Source organism: Salipiger sp. PrR003 (assembly GCF_010500785.1).
In the GTDB taxonomy this organism is placed as follows: domain Bacteria; phylum Pseudomonadota; class Alphaproteobacteria; order Rhodobacterales; family Rhodobacteraceae; genus Salipiger; species Salipiger pacificus_A.
Genome location: NZ_JAAGOV010000035.1, coordinates 52549 through 67463, shown reverse-complemented (window position 1 = coordinate 67463; position 14915 = coordinate 52549). Strand labels below are relative to the sequence as shown.

The 14915-nt window shown below is 60.2% G+C and carries 15 protein-coding genes; 8 read left to right on the top strand and 7 right to left on the bottom strand.

Features of this window, described 5'->3' with window-relative positions; genetic code table 11:
* Positions 1-400 precede the first annotated feature (400 nt).
* The 4 genes from repC to G0D83_RS10555 all read right to left on the bottom strand — a co-directional run bounded on the left by repC (position 401) and on the right by G0D83_RS10555 (position 4948).
* Positions 401-1612: a plasmid replication protein RepC gene (gene repC, locus G0D83_RS10570; RefSeq protein ID WP_164193088.1), complete on the bottom strand. Its 1212-nt coding sequence runs from the start codon at positions 1610-1612 to the stop codon at positions 401-403.
* 213 nt (positions 1613-1825) lie between these two features.
* Positions 1826-2755 (bottom strand): plasmid partitioning protein RepB, encoded by a 930-nt coding sequence (repB, locus tag G0D83_RS10565; RefSeq protein WP_089963198.1) that lies wholly within the window; start codon positions 2753-2755, stop codon positions 1826-1828.
* Positions 2739-3932: a plasmid partitioning protein RepA gene (gene repA / locus G0D83_RS10560; protein WP_009827042.1), complete on the bottom strand. Its 1194-nt coding sequence runs from the start codon at positions 3930-3932 to the stop codon at positions 2739-2741. Before repA ends, repB begins: the two co-directional genes overlap by 17 nt.
* Positions 3933-4066: 134 nt before the next feature.
* Positions 4067-4948 carry a recombinase family protein gene (locus G0D83_RS10555; protein WP_164193084.1) on the bottom strand — a complete coding sequence of 294 codons (882 nt, stop codon included), beginning with the start codon at positions 4946-4948 and terminating at the stop codon, positions 4067-4069.
* Between the two features lie 226 nt (positions 4949-5174).
* Here G0D83_RS10555 and G0D83_RS10550 point away from each other — a divergent pair, with 226 nt between their 5' ends.
* Positions 5175-6254 carry a hypothetical protein gene (locus G0D83_RS10550; RefSeq protein WP_164193080.1) on the top strand — a complete coding sequence of 360 codons (1080 nt, stop codon included), beginning with the start codon at positions 5175-5177 and terminating at the stop codon, positions 6252-6254.
* 327 nt (positions 6255-6581) lie between these two features.
* On the opposite strand, the gene G0D83_RS10545 is transcribed toward G0D83_RS10550, so the two are convergent.
* Together G0D83_RS10545 and G0D83_RS10540 are read right to left on the bottom strand one after the other, a co-directional pair.
* Complete coding sequence (locus G0D83_RS10545; RefSeq protein WP_164193077.1) at positions 6582-7763, bottom strand: metal transporter; 1182 nt, start codon at positions 7761-7763, stop codon at positions 6582-6584.
* Positions 7760-8773, bottom strand: a complete 1014-nt coding sequence (locus G0D83_RS10540; protein WP_203595591.1) for a multicopper oxidase domain-containing protein — start codon at positions 8771-8773, stop codon at positions 7760-7762. The genes G0D83_RS10545 and G0D83_RS10540 overlap by 4 nt, the downstream gene beginning before the upstream one ends.
* Positions 8774-9084: 311 nt before the next feature.
* Here G0D83_RS10540 and mntR point away from each other — a divergent pair, with 311 nt between their 5' ends.
* The 7 genes from mntR to G0D83_RS10505 all read left to right on the top strand — a co-directional run bounded on the left by mntR (position 9085) and on the right by G0D83_RS10505 (position 14497).
* A complete protein-coding gene (mntR, locus tag G0D83_RS10535) occupies positions 9085-9555 on the top strand; it encodes a manganese-binding transcriptional regulator MntR (protein ID WP_164193074.1) in 471 nt (156 codons plus the stop codon).
* Positions 9556-9661: 106 nt separating this feature from the next.
* Positions 9662-10006: a hypothetical protein gene (locus G0D83_RS10530; RefSeq protein WP_164193071.1), complete on the top strand. Its 345-nt coding sequence runs from the start codon at positions 9662-9664 to the stop codon at positions 10004-10006.
* Positions 10007-10142: 136 nt separating this feature from the next.
* Positions 10143-11588, top strand: a complete 1446-nt coding sequence (locus tag G0D83_RS10525; RefSeq protein WP_164193068.1) for a multicopper oxidase family protein — start codon at positions 10143-10145, stop codon at positions 11586-11588.
* Positions 11589-11605: 17 nt separating this feature from the next.
* Positions 11606-12535, top strand: a complete 930-nt coding sequence (locus tag G0D83_RS10520; protein ID WP_235958035.1) for an exo-alpha-sialidase — start codon at positions 11606-11608, stop codon at positions 12533-12535.
* Positions 12535-13029: a DUF411 domain-containing protein gene (locus G0D83_RS10515; RefSeq protein ID WP_089851965.1), complete on the top strand. Its 495-nt coding sequence runs from the start codon at positions 12535-12537 to the stop codon at positions 13027-13029. The genes G0D83_RS10520 and G0D83_RS10515 overlap by 1 nt, the downstream gene beginning before the upstream one ends.
* Positions 13022-13543 (top strand): c-type cytochrome, encoded by a 522-nt coding sequence (locus tag G0D83_RS10510; RefSeq protein WP_131821879.1) that lies wholly within the window; start codon positions 13022-13024, stop codon positions 13541-13543. Before G0D83_RS10515 ends, G0D83_RS10510 begins: the two co-directional genes overlap by 8 nt.
* Before the next feature lie 291 nt (positions 13544-13834).
* A complete protein-coding gene (locus tag G0D83_RS10505) occupies positions 13835-14497 on the top strand; it encodes a L,D-transpeptidase (protein WP_009503854.1) in 663 nt (220 codons plus the stop codon).
* Positions 14498-14544: 47 nt separating this feature from the next.
* Here G0D83_RS10505 and G0D83_RS10500 read toward each other — a convergent pair whose 3' ends face one another.
* Positions 14545-14829, bottom strand: a complete 285-nt coding sequence (locus G0D83_RS10500; protein ID WP_164193177.1) for a hypothetical protein — start codon at positions 14827-14829, stop codon at positions 14545-14547.
* Positions 14830-14915 lie beyond the last annotated feature (86 nt).

Sequence of the window (14915 nt, the reverse complement as noted above, 5' to 3'; positions counted from 1 at the left end):
GAGGCCAGGACCCAAATCGCCGTCAGCAGGCGCCGGATCGCGTAGAACCAATTGTTCAGGGTATTCATCTTCAGATCTCAGACATCGAAAAGGGCAGGGGCCGCGGAGGCGCGCAACTGCTAGGTTGGCTACAGCGCAACGCTCTGTATGTTCTTCACTAGCCGCCTTTGCGCTACTAGCAGCGATGGTCACCAGCTGAGGTTTTACCATGATGATCGGGATGCCCTCGTCATCAGATCTTCGCCGCGACGAAGGCGAAAGCCACTTTCACGATCTCAAATACCGCCACACCTCAACCCCCTAACTTTTCTCTCTCGAACACCGTTTGTGTGCCGAGAGCCTGCTTAACAGCTGTTAAGTTATGCCATGCCCGCCGCACGAGATCGGAGTTTAACAGCTGTTAAGCCGCGTTCCGCCGGCCAATCAATGCCATGACCATTGGGCCACAAGAAAACTCGCCTGCCGCAGCTTTGGCAGTCAGAGCTCGCAAGTATCCACCAGGCGATCTTATGTCGGCGAAGCGTTCCAGCATGGCAGCAACGACGATCGACGCTTGCTCCGGACCCATGAACCGCTGTGCTTCTTCCCATGCAGACGCACTGATGCCCATGGCTGGCCGCACATGGCACGCCGCATCGAAGAGCTGATGCCAATGCCGGATCTCACCTTGGTAGAAGGTCTTGAGCGAGGGACATGCCGCGATCACTAGGTGCAGCGGGATCTTTGGCAGGTGTCTTGTGTCCTGTTCATCAACGTCAGCCACCGGCTCATTCGTGTCCACATCTGGCACACCCGCCGCCGCCCCGCTTTTTCCTAAAGCAGGTTCAAGATCTATAGATTCTTTATTTGAATTATGATGGTGACGCTCAGATTGGGCATCATTGGTGTTCATTTCTTCTGTTTCAGGGCCATCAATGATGTTGCGTGCCTGGTCAAGGAGAGCTTCAAGGTCGGCTCGATAGGCCGCGAGGTCCTCAACTGAAAGCTTGCGGCGAAGCGCGCGGGCTGTGAGGGCAGCCCTGTCGCGAAGCTGATCCCAGAAGCCTAGGCCTGGCTGCATCTCGTCTCCGAACTCGGCGAGGGCCGCGAGATCGCGGCGCATGAGGCTTACGACCTCTCTCAGGCGCCTGACGCGCTCCTCAGCCTCACGTACGGCCTCTGCGGCCCGTGCTATCTCCTCGGACTGACAGTAGAGCGGGGAAAGATCGAAGCCAAAGGCAACGCGGTCTTCGCCGTGCTTACGGACGTAGCGCTTCCCATTGGGGCTATCGCGCCGCTGGAGCAAGCCAGCCTCGACAAGACGCGCGAGGTGACGACGCATCGTGGAGCAGGGCATACCATTCAGGCGCTCACAGATCGCCTTGTTCGAGGGGAAGACGACCATCTCGGCGTTCCCGCCAAGCGCATCGTCCGGAAAGAAGCTGAGGAGCCCCTGCAAAACCGTCAGATCACGTTCCGAGACCCCAAAGGCCGCTTGCGCCTTGGAGAGCTCGCGCAGGAGTTCCCACTTGTTAACGGGTCTGGCTGGAACAGATGCCTCGGGTCGCTCAATGACGCGCAAATGGGCGTGCGAAATTGGCCGCATAAACGGCGAGATTGGTGTGTACTCCATGAAAATGTCCACGAAGACAAAAATTCTAGGGCCCGCGAATCGCTTTGCGCTTGCGGGGTAGGGGCCAGAACGCTACATTCAGAAGTGCGAAAACTGAGATTTTGTAGCGGGCTGATCCCGGTGCGAAACCTTACAAAGGTCTCGTGAAGCTAGCTTCTCGGGGCCTTTTTCTTTTTGCCTGTATCGTGCCTCCTTCTTGTTGGTTGCTCTTCCTCAGTCTCCTGAACGCTTCCAGCGCTCATGAAGCTCGGTAATCAGCTTTGGGGCGTTGCCCTCCAACCAGCTGATAAAATCAGGTTCATCCGTAGTTAGATCAAGTTTGAGCTGCTTGCCTTGGCGGCTGGTCTTGACCGTCGCAGCTCCAACACCGGGGATCGCCAAAGCAGGCACACCCTTTCTAGACGGGCTTGCTTTCTTTTCTGCGCTCTTCGCAGCTGCCAGAACTGCGAGAAACGCACGCTCAGAAACCTCATCGACCGAGCCGGAACTTCCGGACTTGGCTGCATGAGCTATGGCTAGCAGTTGGTCCCGATTACCGTCGTAGGCACCCAAAGCCTTTTTGAGCTCTTCCCATCTCGGGCGACCAATCCCAGGAGCTGCACCAATTGCCTGGATGAGATCCTCGCCGACCGTCCGAACGACACTCAAGAGCTGTGAAACCCCAGCTTCGTGGAGGTTAAGGACTTCGGCGACACCACGATTGGTGCGCTCAGCCCCTTCCAAATGGTCGCCGTCTAGAAGCGCCGTCGCTACTAGCGCACGTTCAATAAAGCTCAGATCACGACGCTCTTGGTTCTCGAGAAGCTGATCTCGAAGCGCTTGATCACCTTCAACCTCTGTGACGATGGCTCGAACTTTGATACCGAGTTCGCGACATGCTTCCAAGCGTCTGCGGCCATAGATCAGGTTGTAGCGATCGCCTTCCAGTGGGCGGACCAAGACAGGCACACGCTGACCGTTCTTGGAAATAGAGTTCTTCAGGCCCTCAACTTCAATCTGAAGCCTGTCATCCAACCGTCCTTCGGTAACAATCTGCGCCGGATCGATCTCAAAAACACCGCCACGCAGTCGGCGCCCTTCAAGAGCGTCAGGAGCGTTGCGAAGGGTCTGCAGCGGCAGGCCAAGTTTAGGCTTTCTTGCCATTCCGCCCCCATGTGTTCTGGATGATTTCAGCGATCTCATCGTTCACTGCGTTCATAGACTCGATCGCACGATCAAACGTCTGACGCGTGAAGTCCTTCTTGTCAGCTTCGTATAGCGTTTGCTTGGTCAAGCCGGCATCAGAAATTGCGGTCGACTCAACCATGTGATTGGTCAGGACCGACCTCCCAAAGAGCCCGCGAATGAAGGCGATGACTTCGGTCTGTGGTGCGTCGCCGACTTTGTATCGCGTTGGCAAGAAGCGAAGCCAATCGAAGCGCAGATTTGCGCCTGCATCCCTGATTACTCCAAGGAGATCCGCAGTCATTCGCAGGAATTGGGACATCGACATAAGGTCAAGCATCTGCGGGTGAACCGTCACGAGCACACCAGAGGACGCGGAAAGTGCTGACATCGTCAAGAAACCAAGTTGCGGCGGACAGTCGATCACAACAACGTCGTAGTTCGCTTCAACACTATCGAGTGCGTCATGAACTCTCGCGAAGAACGCCTTCGCTCCGCCTCGCTGGATCGCAGCAGGCGTCTCGTGCTCGAACTCCATGAGTTCAAGGTTGCCCGGGATAAGATCAAGGCCGCGGATGTAGGTCTTGCGGATCACTTCGGCGATCGGAACCGGATCGTCATAGCGAACGGCATCATAGAGGGTTCCGCCCTCCATGAGGTCGAGTTCTGGCTGGATTCCGTGAAGAGCCGAAAGAGATGCTTGGGGGTCGAGATCGATCGCAAGAACCCTGTACCCCTTGAGCGCCAAGCGCTGAGCGAGGTGAGCAGACGTCGTCGTTTTGCCGGACCCGCCCTTGAAGTTCACCACTGAAATGACTTGAAGCTCGTCACCGTCGCGACGTCCAGGCACGTAAGTTCCAGACTTTTTTGCGTTTCCTTCAAGCGTCTGCCGGATTTCCCAGATATCGTCGAGCGTATAGCGGCGATGACTTCCAGCCGTCGTCTCGACGTCAACGATCTTTCCTTCTCGATGAAGCTTCCGAAGATAGGTATGGTCGACGCCAAGGAGCTCAGCAGCTTCGCCGCTGGTCAGAGTGCGCATCACCTTCTTTGCATCTGGTGGGAAGTGTGCAGCGCGCTGAGCATGCAGGTTCGACGCGAGAAGTTCCGCGTAGTGCCCGATGGCGATATCTAGATCCTGTTCTGCTTCGCTCATGTTTGCCCCGATCCGTGGGCGCGTTTTTTATGTGACCGCGCGTTATTTTTCGAGACTATTGCCCGAGCAGCCAGATTCGTGCAAGCACTTTCTAGATTTAGTGGCAATCCGTTAGGCCAACACAAGTGTCGTGTTCAGAGGAGCCCCAACTTTTCCGCACGCTCAAGCAGCATTTTGACCGAAGACGGCTGCCAGCCAGTGCGGCCTCGAGGGGTGCGCTCACGCATGGCTTCCAACCGGTCGCAGATCGCTTGTAGCGTGATATCCGGGTCCGACCCTTTGATGGCCGCCACGATGGCCGGCAGGCGGTCATCGGTTTCGCGGCGTCCGGCGCGGCCAAGCACCTCGGCAGGAAGGAACCCGTCGCGCACATATGCCTTCACAGCGCGGAGCAGTCGGCTTTGTGTCCAATGGCGATCTGGGGGCAGGGGGCCATTGATGATCCGCAGCAGGTCTTCCCAGGCCATATCGGGGCGCAAGCGGCGCACATGGGGCACCCAATCCTGCGCGGTCTCGTTGAGGCGCTCCATATAGCCGTCCTGTCGCGCCAGCCGCACCTTGCGCAGTGCGGCGGGGTCTTTGGCGCGCAGTCCAGGATTGCCACCAACGCGCCCTTTGGCCCGCGCAGAAGCAAGCCCGGCCTTGGTGCGTTCGCGGATCAGAGCGCGTTCGAACTCGGCCGCGGCGCCCAGAACCTGCAGCGTGAACTTGCCCTGTGGTGAGGATGTGTCGATCGGGTCTTGGAGCGAGCGGAAGAAAGCCCCCTTGGCCTCCAGACGCTCAATCACCTCAAGAAGGTGCGACAGCGACCGCGCGAGCCGATCGATTCGCACGACGACCAACGTGTCGCCGCTCTGGACACGTTCGAGCACCCGCGCGAGCACCGGCCGCGCACGATTGCCACCTGAGGCGTGTTCTTCGAATATCTCGACGCAACCCGCAGCTTGCATGGCCTCAGACTGGGGCAGGGGGGTCTGATCCTCTGTGGAAACGCGGGCATAGCCTATCAGGGGCATGAAATCGGGCCGTTTGCAATTTTAGGTATCGCTACTAAACGACCGTTTGTAAACAGAGGCAAGGGCGCTCTTTGTGGTGCTGCAAATCAAAAACCCCTTGGTTTTCATATGCTGAGCGCGATCAGAGAGATATCGCAGACCACCGCGCGCGCGTGCTATATAGGGTGTGCAGGCGCACCCTAACAAAACACTTTGGTAAAATGCAAAAGCGCCATATTTTGCACATATGAAGCCTCAAGTAACTACGCAGTATAGTAAATTGGACGATCCTCTAGTTGATGCAGAGGGGATTGAAGAGACGTCCGAGGACGACCTGTGGTTCCTGCCCGGTCCAATAGAAGTGGAGCCGGATTATCTGCCGCCCAGACCGAGGGCAGAGCTGCCTGAAACCGCAGTCCTCGACGATTGGCGGAAGGCAGAGGCAGGTAATGCCGCCCGTCTTGCCCGTGTGGCTAGCCGGATTGGCGCGCTGGATGACCGTCTGCACCGTGGGCCGGAAGGCTGGCGGCTCAGGCTCGCCCTGATCGAGGCGGCAGACCTCAGCTGGTTTGTGGGTGACCGAATTGGCCCGGATCGGCTGGCGCTTTGGATATCCATGCGCTTGTCCGGGGTGCAGGACGACACCGCAGCGCTCGCGCGTGTCGGATGGGCGGTGCGCCGTCTGACAGGCGGTCCCGGTCCAGAGGTGGACTTATCCGCTTTCCTCGATCGCCGTGACCCTGAAAACATGGCCAATGAAGCCGAGCCCTTTGCGGATCGCGCGGTCGGTTGGCTTGACCTGATGGCGCAAGCCGCCCACCTGCATTCGATTACACGCGCCTGCATGGGGTTTCACCTCTGGAACCTTGCGGGCCTCGGGCAACAGGACGACCGGATGGAAGCGGCGGTTACCGCCGCACGCATTGCCGCGAGCGAAGGCCCGAATTTGAATGGGGGGGCCATCTTTGCGCCTCTGGCTATGCGCGGGGCAGGGGGGCTGCGCGCCAGTGGCCCACCTGCCGAGCGCTTGCAGCGTTGGCTCGAGGGAATGGAAACAGCATGCCTGACCGCGATGCGGCACCTCGACGATATCCAGGCATGGTCAGCGCGGGCGGACAACATGATGGCACCGCTCTCTGGCAAGACACCACCTGCATTGCGCGCGGTGCTGACCGAATGGCCCGTCGTCTCCGCTCCAATGGCCGAGACCCTGACCGGTGCCAGCCGCGCCGCCGTCCAGCGCAACCTTGCTTGGATGGAAGCGCAAGGTCTAATCCGCGAGGTGACCGAACAGGTGCGTTTCCGCATGTGGCGGGCGATGCCATGAAACACCTCTAAAGAAGCACTCGTTTTGGTGCGTAACATTTGTTGATAGTTCAACGGAGGACCAGAATCGTGACAGACCAAAAATATGAGACAGTCGATTTCGACGTGCGGCTCAGAAATAGTAGTCAGATGGATTTGCGGTGTTTTCACCTATCTGTGGGATCCTCTAGTCGCTCTAGCCTCAAATTCTTTATTTCGAAATCACGAAAGAATAAGTCTCTTGGGCGCACAAACTGGGGCACGAAAATTGCGATCTCCCCGTGGACAGACGGGGTCAGGTTATAGAGCTGGGCGACCGCCCCATGAAGCCGAAACAGCCGATCACCGCTCAGATCTTGATCAATGCCGCCGTCGCGTACATGAAGGCGATGCCGCCCAGAAACCCGACCAGTACGGCTGGTGACATCAGCGCCGCCTGCCTGTCGGCGTTTTGACGTACAAGGTAGGCGCTGACCTCGACCATGACTTGCAGGATCGCACCCGCTCCGACGGCGAGTGCCAGTGCCGACCATTGCGGCGCATAGGCAAGGCTGCCCGCCCACATTCCGAGGATGGCCGGGCCACCGGCGAGCAGGGTCAGAGCGGCAAACGTCCAAAGCGTTGGCCGGGCACGAAGCATCGGGGCGGCGATGCCTATGCCCTCGGTGACATTGTGCAAGGCAAAGCCTAGGACGAGGAAAGTTCCAAGCCCCGCCGACCCGGCGGCGAATGCGCCGCCGATTGCCAGCCCTTCGCCGAAGTTGTGAAGCCCGATCCCGAGGGCAATGTAGAACGCAAGCGCGATGCCTTCCGGATTGCCGCGCCAGCGCCCGATAGCCATCAATAGAAGAAAGCTTGTAAGCGCCGCCAGCCAGACCATGGCAGAACCTTGGAATATCGCGGCCGCTTCTGCCGATAGCTCCAGTGCCTCGGATATGGTGTCGATCAGCAGGAAGGCCAGCAACCCGACCGTCAGCGCCAGCAGAAAGTTCATCCCCCTTTGCCCGACGCCCTTCATGGCCGGATAGAACATCAGGCCAAGCGCTACCGGCAAAAGGCCGACGATCGCCCCGATCACCGCCTGGAGCCGAAGTTGCCCCCAGGTGGGACTTGGCGTCGAAACTGCCACCGCGATCTCGTGCCCAAAGGTCGCGCCTGTGTTCGTCAGCAGATTGATATGATGGGCCTCGCCAAGGACCCACGGATAGGGAATGCGCAGCCAGACCGCATCGCCGCGGGCAATCGGCCCCGCCGGTTCCTGCGTGAAGGTCCAGTATGCATCATCCACGGCAACCTGCGCGACCACCATCGCTTCCGATCCGCCGGCGCGCACCCTGAGCGATATCCCCGACCTATCGAGGATCGTCCGTTCGACGGTCAGCGCCTCGACCGGGGGGGCGCCGTTGTTGAAGCCGCGCAAGGGATCGAGCGAGGCGATCCAGACAAAGGCGCCCAGCATGACGGCCAGCGGCACGAGGACGAGAAGCAGGCGGGTCATTGGCGGGCGGCTGCGTTGGATATGATCGGTCATGCTCCGGCCTCTCGCACGTCGAAAAAGCCCATCCAGCCAAGTTCGGTGAACTCGGCCTGGTGCGCATGGAACATATACATCCCGTCCTCGTGATCGGCGAAGCTGAACTCGAGGATGCCGCGCTGCGCCTGACACTGCATGATCACATCGACCGTGCGTAGGGTCGGCGTGAGCTGGGTGCCGGTGTCGTAATAGTCGAAGAAATTCCCATGCAGGTGGAACGAGTTGATCGGATCGAACTCGGTCGCGTTCATGAGGTAGATGCGCACCGGGCGCGACTTGTCGATCCGGATCGGCGCGTTCATGTAAGCTTGGCCGACCGTGTTTACGGCATAGACCTCGTTCTCACCATCGAAATTGGTGTCAAAGCCGTTCATCACCATCGCCAGTTCCTGCCATTCGGCGTTTTCCGGGCTGCCCAGCACACGCGACGCCGCAACGGCCGCAAATTCGGGGTGGCGCGCCGGATCCGGATCGACCACGAAAAGGCCGTACATGCCCTTGTGCATGTGCCGTTTCAGTGGCAGGGTATGGCAATGGTAGAGGTGGCAGCCGAAGGGCTTGGCATCGAATTCGTAAACGAACTCCTCGCCCGGATCGATCAGCCCGGCGCCTTGAACGCCGTCCATCCGCGCCGAGTGAATGCCGTGAAAATGCATGGAATGCGGGTGTGACCCGAGGTTGCGAAAGACGATCCTCAGTCGTTCGCCCTCCTTCGCTCGCAGGGCGGGGCCTGGCACGCGGCCGTTGAACGTCCAGGCGGGAAAGAAAACGCCGGGAGCGATCTCGATCTCCACGTCGATGGCGTCCACCTCGAACGTTCGCAACGTGCGCCCATCCGGCAGGACTTCGGTGCGACCGGTCTCCCAGTCGGTCAGCATGGCCGTCGGGTCGAACCCGTTCCGGGCGTGGTCGACTTGGCCGACCATCGTCATGTTGCCATGCGCCATGCCACTGTCATGGGCCGAATACGGATCGACCGCCCCGCCGGACATCGCATGCCCCGCCATCGGGTCGGGCGTTGCCTGGGATTGCGCGCGGCTCGCGGCCACGGCCGCTCCGCCGGCAGCCACCAGACCGCTGACCAACAACGCGCGTCGCGACGCCGATACTGGCTCCGTGACCATCGCAGGTGGCGCTGTGGGCCGAGATGTCTCCACGGCGGACGACACATCGCGCCCTCGCTTGCTGGTATCGACAGGCATGGACGATGTCCCCTCAGATGACACGCAAGCCAAAGTCCCGGCGCAAAAAGTTAGCTTCGGCTAACAATCATCGCTTAGGCTTTACGAGTCAATCCCGATCGTGCGAGGGTGACGGCATGACGGATGATGATAACCTTGACTCAAACGAGGCAGAGGCACGTGCGGTCGAATCCCGCGCCGAGGCCTTCATCGGTGTGCGCGAAGCGCGGCGCAGTGAAGTGGCGGAAGATTATGTCGAACTGATCGCCGAACTCATCCACGAGAACGGCGAGGCCCGGCCGGTCGATATTGCGACACGCATGGGCGTGACCGCGCCAACAGTCGCCAAGACGCTTGGCCGTCTGGCGCGGGACGGCCTGATCACTCGCGCGAAATACCGCTCGGTCTTCCTGACTGAGGAAGGTCGGACGCTTGCCAAGGAATGCAGACATCGCCACGAGATCGTCTTGCGGTTTCTCCTGAGCCTCGGGCTCGATCCCGAGACCGCGGAACGCGATGCCGAAGGCGTCGAGCACCATGTCAGCGAACGGACGCTTGCCCTGTTCGCGGCCTTTTCCAAGCGGTCATGGGCGGGTGGTTGCCGCTGAAACAAGTCGTTTTGCCGAGGACTTGAACAAGCCAACCTTCGGATGTTCCAAGAAACGTGATATTGTGCCGCTTTCATTCGGATCGCGCGGGTAGTAGATCAAGATCATGAGACGTTGGGCACGCCTTATCTGTATCCTCTCGCTGGTGGCTTTTGCCATCGGCGCGGTCGCGCAGTCTGCTGGCTCAATTGCCATGGCCTCGTCAATGGTCTCCACGGATGGCGGCATGATGGCGATGGACGATTGCGACGCCTGCGGCAGCTTGGAAGACGGTAAGATGGGTTCCGTCTGTGATTTTGTGTGCAATGCTGCGGGAATGGCCGCTCTTCTTTCGATCCCGGCTGGTACCAGCCCGATCGCTGCCACCGCAGCCCATGAAATCCAGCTCGTGGACGTTCCGCACGGAATATCCGGCCCCCCGGCCCAGCAACCTCCTCGATTCTACCTCTGATCTGACACACGGCGGCTGATTGCGCTTCGTGTGTTTCTCCGTGCCGGACGCCCTCAAATGGGCGTTTGCGCGGGGCCATGAACATCGCCGCGCAATTGCTTTGGCGGCTTACAGTGAAATCAGAGAGTGTTCATCCATGTCCTCCCAAATCAGTTCCCGTTTCAGTCGCCGATCTTTTCTTGCAACGTCCTTGGCGGGTATCGGCGCCACGGCTTTCGGAAAGCCTCTGCGCGCCGAGCCGCAAATCCGCAGCTTTTCGCTGCGCCCCGCGCCGGGACAGGCAAGGTTGGTCCCAGAACCTTATCCCGCAACCCCCGTTTGGGGCTTCAACGGCCAGGTTCCCGGCCCGGAGCTACGGGCTCGGCAAGGCGATCGGCTGCGCATCGCCGTCACAAACGGTCTGGACGAGGAAACCACCGTCCATTGGCACGGACTTCGTCTGTCGAACGCGATGGATGGGGTTCCACACCTGACGCAGAAGCCGATCGCACCCGGAGAAACCTTCACCTACGAGTTCGACGCGATCGATGCCGGAACCTTCTGGTATCACCCCCACCAGCGCAGTTTCGAGCAGGTCGGACGTGGGCTGGCCGGACCGCTCATCATCGACGAACCCAACCCGCCGCAGGTCGACCGCGATGTCACCTGGATGCTGGACGATTGGCGGCTGACGCAGGACGCATCGATCGCGGATGACTTCGGCGCAGCCATGGACATGAGCCATGCGGGCCGTCTGGGCAATACTGTCACGATAAATGGGCGTGTTCCCGATGTCTTCGCGGTGCGGCAAGGCGAACGTATCCGGTTGCGGCTGATCAATGCCGCGAACGCCCGCATCTTCGCGCTCGACTTCGGCGACCTTTCCGCGCGCATCATTGCACTCGACGGCCAGCCGGTCACCCCGCACGCTGCGCCTGACGGTGTCGTGGTTCTTGGCCCGGCGATGCGTGCGGACATCATGCTCGATTGCCCTGCCGACCCCGGAACCAGGCTGCAAATCGTCGACCGCGCCTATCGTGACAATGAATTCAACCTGCTGGATGTCGTCTTTGACGAAACGCCCCTGCGTGCCACGCCGCCGGAATGGGAAATTGCCCTTCCAGCCAATCCACTGATCGAACCTGATCTGAACGCAGCCCGTCGTCATGAAATCCTGTTCACCGGGGGCATGATGGGCGCCATGGTCGAGCGCCAGATGGGCCTGAGCCAGTCCGGCAGCATGATGGGCGGAATGATGGGTGGCGTTGTGGGTGGCGGCATGTGGTTCGTCAATGGCGTCGCCGCCGAAGGGCACATGCTCGACCCCTTCCTGACATTGGAGCGCGACGCGAGCCATATCCTCCAAATGACGAACGCCACTGCCTTCGACCATCCGATCCACCTGCACGGCCACTCCTTCCGAGTCATCAGCCGCGATGGGGTGCCGACCGATTTCCGCGAATGGCAAGATACCGTGCTGATCGCGCCGCGCGAGCAGCTGGAAATCGCCCTGGTCGCCGACAATCCCGGAGACTGGATGTTCCATTGCCACATCCTCGAGCACCAGGCGGCCGGGATGATGGGCGTGATCCGCGTCGCATGAGCAGAGGAGCATGCAGATTGAAGTCGATTGAGATTGGATGTCGGCCAAACCGGCGCAAGGTACTCACCGCGGCACTCAGTATCGGCGTCGCTTCGATGTTGCCGGGGTTCGCACTCGCGGCGAGCGATGGTGATCCAGCGGCTCTTGCCTTTGATGGCGATACCATCCTGCTGGCGAGAGGAGGGCTGTTCGTCAGTGATAATGGCGGCCGGACTTGGACCGCGACAGAAACACCGGGGAACGTGCTGTCGCTGGCGACCCATCGCGACCGGCCCGGCCGTGTGGTCGCAGGGTTGGCCAAGGGCGGTGTCAGCATTTCCGAAGATGGGGGCGCTTCGTGGCGCGTCAGCGACGCTGGGCTGCCTGACGGAGAGATCAATGCCGTTGCCATCGCCTCGCGGAACCCGGACATGATCTATGCCTCGGTTCGCGGCGACGGGTTGTGGAAGAGCGAGGACGCCGGTGCAACCTGGTCGCTCGCCATGGACCGCCCTTGGCTCGACGACGCAGAGCGCGATCCTCTTGCTCTGGCTTCGGTCGAGCTTGAGACCGGCATGGGCGGTATCTGGATCTATGCGGGCACCGAGGTTGGCCTTGCGCGGGTGCCCGATTGCTTTTGTCGCTGGCAGGACGTGCGGCCAGGCAACGCGATGGACTCATTGGTTGCGGGTGAAGCCCCACCGTCCGAAGCGCCATTGCCAGGCGGTGAACCGATCCTGTCGCTGGCCAGCGCCCCCTCGGCGCCGGAAGTGATGTATGCCGCGCTGCCTTCGGGCCTCTGGGCATCGCAGGACGGCGGAGTCATCTGGCAAAAGCGGGCCAGCAAAGCTGCGACCACTGTTGCGGTTCATTCAAGAAACGAGACCTACATCGCTGCCCTGTTGGGCGGCATCTTGAAAATCAGCCGTGACGGCGGCGCAACCTGGATCGAAACTGGAGAACGATGATGGAAAATAGGGTGCAGAGAAGAAACGCGCTTGGTCTGATTGGCAGCGGCATTGTCGGAATGGTGGGCCTGACCACATCGGCCTGGGCGCAAGCGACAGACGATGTGGCACCCGGTCTGGCGGGCAGCGAAAGGCAGATCACCATCTGGCGCGATCCGGGCTGCGGCTGCTGTGATGCCTATGGGGATTATCTCGAAGAACACGGCTTTACCGTAACGCGTGTGGATGACCGCGACTTCGACAAACGCTCGGTCGAAGTCGGTGTGCCCGCCCAGGGCATCGGCTGCCACTTGGCCGAGATCGACGGCTACTATGTCAGCGGTCTCGTCCCCGTCGACATCATCGAGCGGCTGCTGGAAACCCGTCCGGCGATAACGGGTATCACCTTGCCGGGAATGCCCGCGAATGCACCCGGGATGGCTGCGGTCAAGTCAGGCACGCTAAGGACCTACGCCTTTGGCCCGGAAGGAATCTCAATCTATGCCGATGAATAAGGGGCCAAAGAACCGACTGGCGAAGGGTACGGTCAGGCGGTCAGTGCACCTCGCTGCCCTAGTGTCCACGCTCGCGGCCACCGGTCTCGTGGTGCTGGCCCAATCGGAACCGGTGGACCCGCGTGTCGAGGGACTGACGTTTTTGGGAGAGCCCGTGCTTGCAGCCGAGGTCACGGCAGGGCAACGGCTTTATGCGGACAACTGCGCCAGTTGCCATGGTGCGAACCTCGAAGGCCAGCCCGATTGGCGTCGTCGTCTTGACACCGGAAGAATGCCGGCCCCGCCGCATGATGACACAGGCCACACCTGGCACCATTCAGACCGCATGCTTTTTCAGATCACTAAAGGCGGGGTCGGGGCCGTCGTGCCGGGATACGAGAGCGACATGCCGGCCTTCGGAGAGGATCTGACAGACGCAGAGATCGCGGCTATCCTCGTCTACATCAAGAGCACCTGGCCTGAGCGACAACGTGAGTTCCAAGCCGAAGTTTCGGCCAATGACACGGGCGGGTGAAGATCGACAGGGTGTCAGGATAGTATCTTTCGACCAAAGCCGATCCACCGGGGGACCAATTCGGCAAATCTGTCCTATTCCGCCCCCCGACTCCCGCTTTACCACGCTAATTCGGACCTGACCTGGTTGGCCGTTAACCCGACCGCAAGGCAAGCATGTGCTACCAGGGTCGCGTGCATGCGTTCACGAAAATTTGCCCTTGAACCTCTAGCCACTAGAAGTCCTATCTAGTCGACGAGAATGTATATCGTTCTTGCCATTGATCGCCGGTGGGAACCGAAAGGGTACGACATGCTGACAAGACGACACTTCATTCAAACGACAACAGCGCTCTTTTCGGCGACTGTGGCCAACCCTGTGTTTGCCGATAGCTGGCCCACCGAGGCGCAGAAGGCTGAATGGGACGCGCAAGTCAGCCCGCCCGGCTTCGATCCGGCCACGTCAAACCCTTGGGGACTACACCCACGTTTCTTGCCTCAGCGTGTGGACGCGAAGGACGGCCTCGTGCCGGGAGACATCCATGTCGATGCGGTCGCGCGGTATCTCTACCACATTGAGGAGGGTGGAACCGCGATGCGCTACGGCGTGGCGATCGCGCGGGGCAACCTCTACGAGCCAGGTGTTTATAACATCAAGCGCAAGGTCAGGTGGCCGCACTGGACGCCGACACAGAATATGATCGAGCGGGATCCCGAAAACGCAAGATGGGCCGACGGAATGGAACCCGGGCCTCAAAACGCCTTGGGATCGCGGGCGCTCTATCTCTATGTCGGTGATCGCGACACCTATCTTCGGATACACGGCACACCCTATCCGAGAAGCATCGGCGGTCGTGCGAGTTCGGGTTGCGTGCGGATGGTTATGGCACACATCAACGAGCTTTATCCGAACGTCGAGATCGGATCGACAGCACATCTTTATTCGGCTGAGGACAGCGTTACCGCGAGAAGTTGAATGAGGTAAATAGCTCTCAGCGCATTGATGTGACGTGCGGGTCGTCGTCACACTTCCCGCGCGACGCAGATAGGGTTGCCGTTCGCCGTGCGCAGCGGCAGCAAGGTCGTTTCAACGGGGCCGCTGTGTTCGTACCAGTAGCACCCGTCCTCGGGCACCAAGCGCGCGGTTGCAACATCCTGATCCGGGGCAGCCATTGCAATCACGGCTTCGGGAACGTTGCCCCGCTGGTCTGCCGCGTCGCCTGGCCCAGTCGGCTGGACTGCGCATCCGGCCGTAAGCGACAGCACCACTGCAACCATAATTTTTTGCTTCAGCATCAAAACCCGCATCAAGCTTCCTTTCGTGACTGTTTTTCTTTGCAGCGGCTGTTCATGCCTCAAGGCGTGATGGAGCCGGTCGCCGCATCCTCTAGCAA

Excerpts from the sequence above, each read along its gene's own strand:
- repC (WP_164193088.1), bottom strand. The coding sequence starts at position 1,612 with ATGGAGTACACACCAATCTCGCCGTTTATGCGGCCAATTTCGCACGCC.
- repB (WP_089963198.1), bottom strand. The coding sequence starts at position 2,755 with ATGGCAAGAAAGCCTAAACTTGGCCTGCCGCTGCAGACCCTTCGCAAC.
- repA (WP_009827042.1), bottom strand. The coding sequence starts at position 3,932 with ATGAGCGAAGCAGAACAGGATCTAGATATCGCCATCGGGCACTACGCG.
- G0D83_RS10555 (WP_164193084.1), bottom strand. The coding sequence starts at position 4,948 with ATGCCCCTGATAGGCTATGCCCGCGTTTCCACAGAGGATCAGACCCCC.
- G0D83_RS10550 (WP_164193080.1), top strand. The coding sequence starts at position 5,175 with ATGAAGCCTCAAGTAACTACGCAGTATAGTAAATTGGACGATCCTCTA.
- G0D83_RS10545 (WP_164193077.1), bottom strand. The coding sequence starts at position 7,763 with ATGACCGATCATATCCAACGCAGCCGCCCGCCAATGACCCGCCTGCTT.
- G0D83_RS10540 (WP_203595591.1), bottom strand. The coding sequence starts at position 8,773 with ATGGCGGGGCATGCGATGTCCGGCGGGGCGGTCGATCCGTATTCGGCC.
- mntR (WP_164193074.1), top strand. The coding sequence starts at position 9,085 with ATGACGGATGATGATAACCTTGACTCAAACGAGGCAGAGGCACGTGCG.
- G0D83_RS10530 (WP_164193071.1), top strand. The coding sequence starts at position 9,662 with ATGAGACGTTGGGCACGCCTTATCTGTATCCTCTCGCTGGTGGCTTTT.
- G0D83_RS10525 (WP_164193068.1), top strand. The coding sequence starts at position 10,143 with ATGTCCTCCCAAATCAGTTCCCGTTTCAGTCGCCGATCTTTTCTTGCA.
- G0D83_RS10515 (WP_089851965.1), top strand. The coding sequence starts at position 12,535 with ATGGAAAATAGGGTGCAGAGAAGAAACGCGCTTGGTCTGATTGGCAGC.
- G0D83_RS10510 (WP_131821879.1), top strand. The coding sequence starts at position 13,022 with ATGAATAAGGGGCCAAAGAACCGACTGGCGAAGGGTACGGTCAGGCGG.
- G0D83_RS10505 (WP_009503854.1), top strand. The coding sequence starts at position 13,835 with ATGCTGACAAGACGACACTTCATTCAAACGACAACAGCGCTCTTTTCG.
- G0D83_RS10500 (WP_164193177.1), bottom strand. The coding sequence starts at position 14,829 with ATGCGGGTTTTGATGCTGAAGCAAAAAATTATGGTTGCAGTGGTGCTG.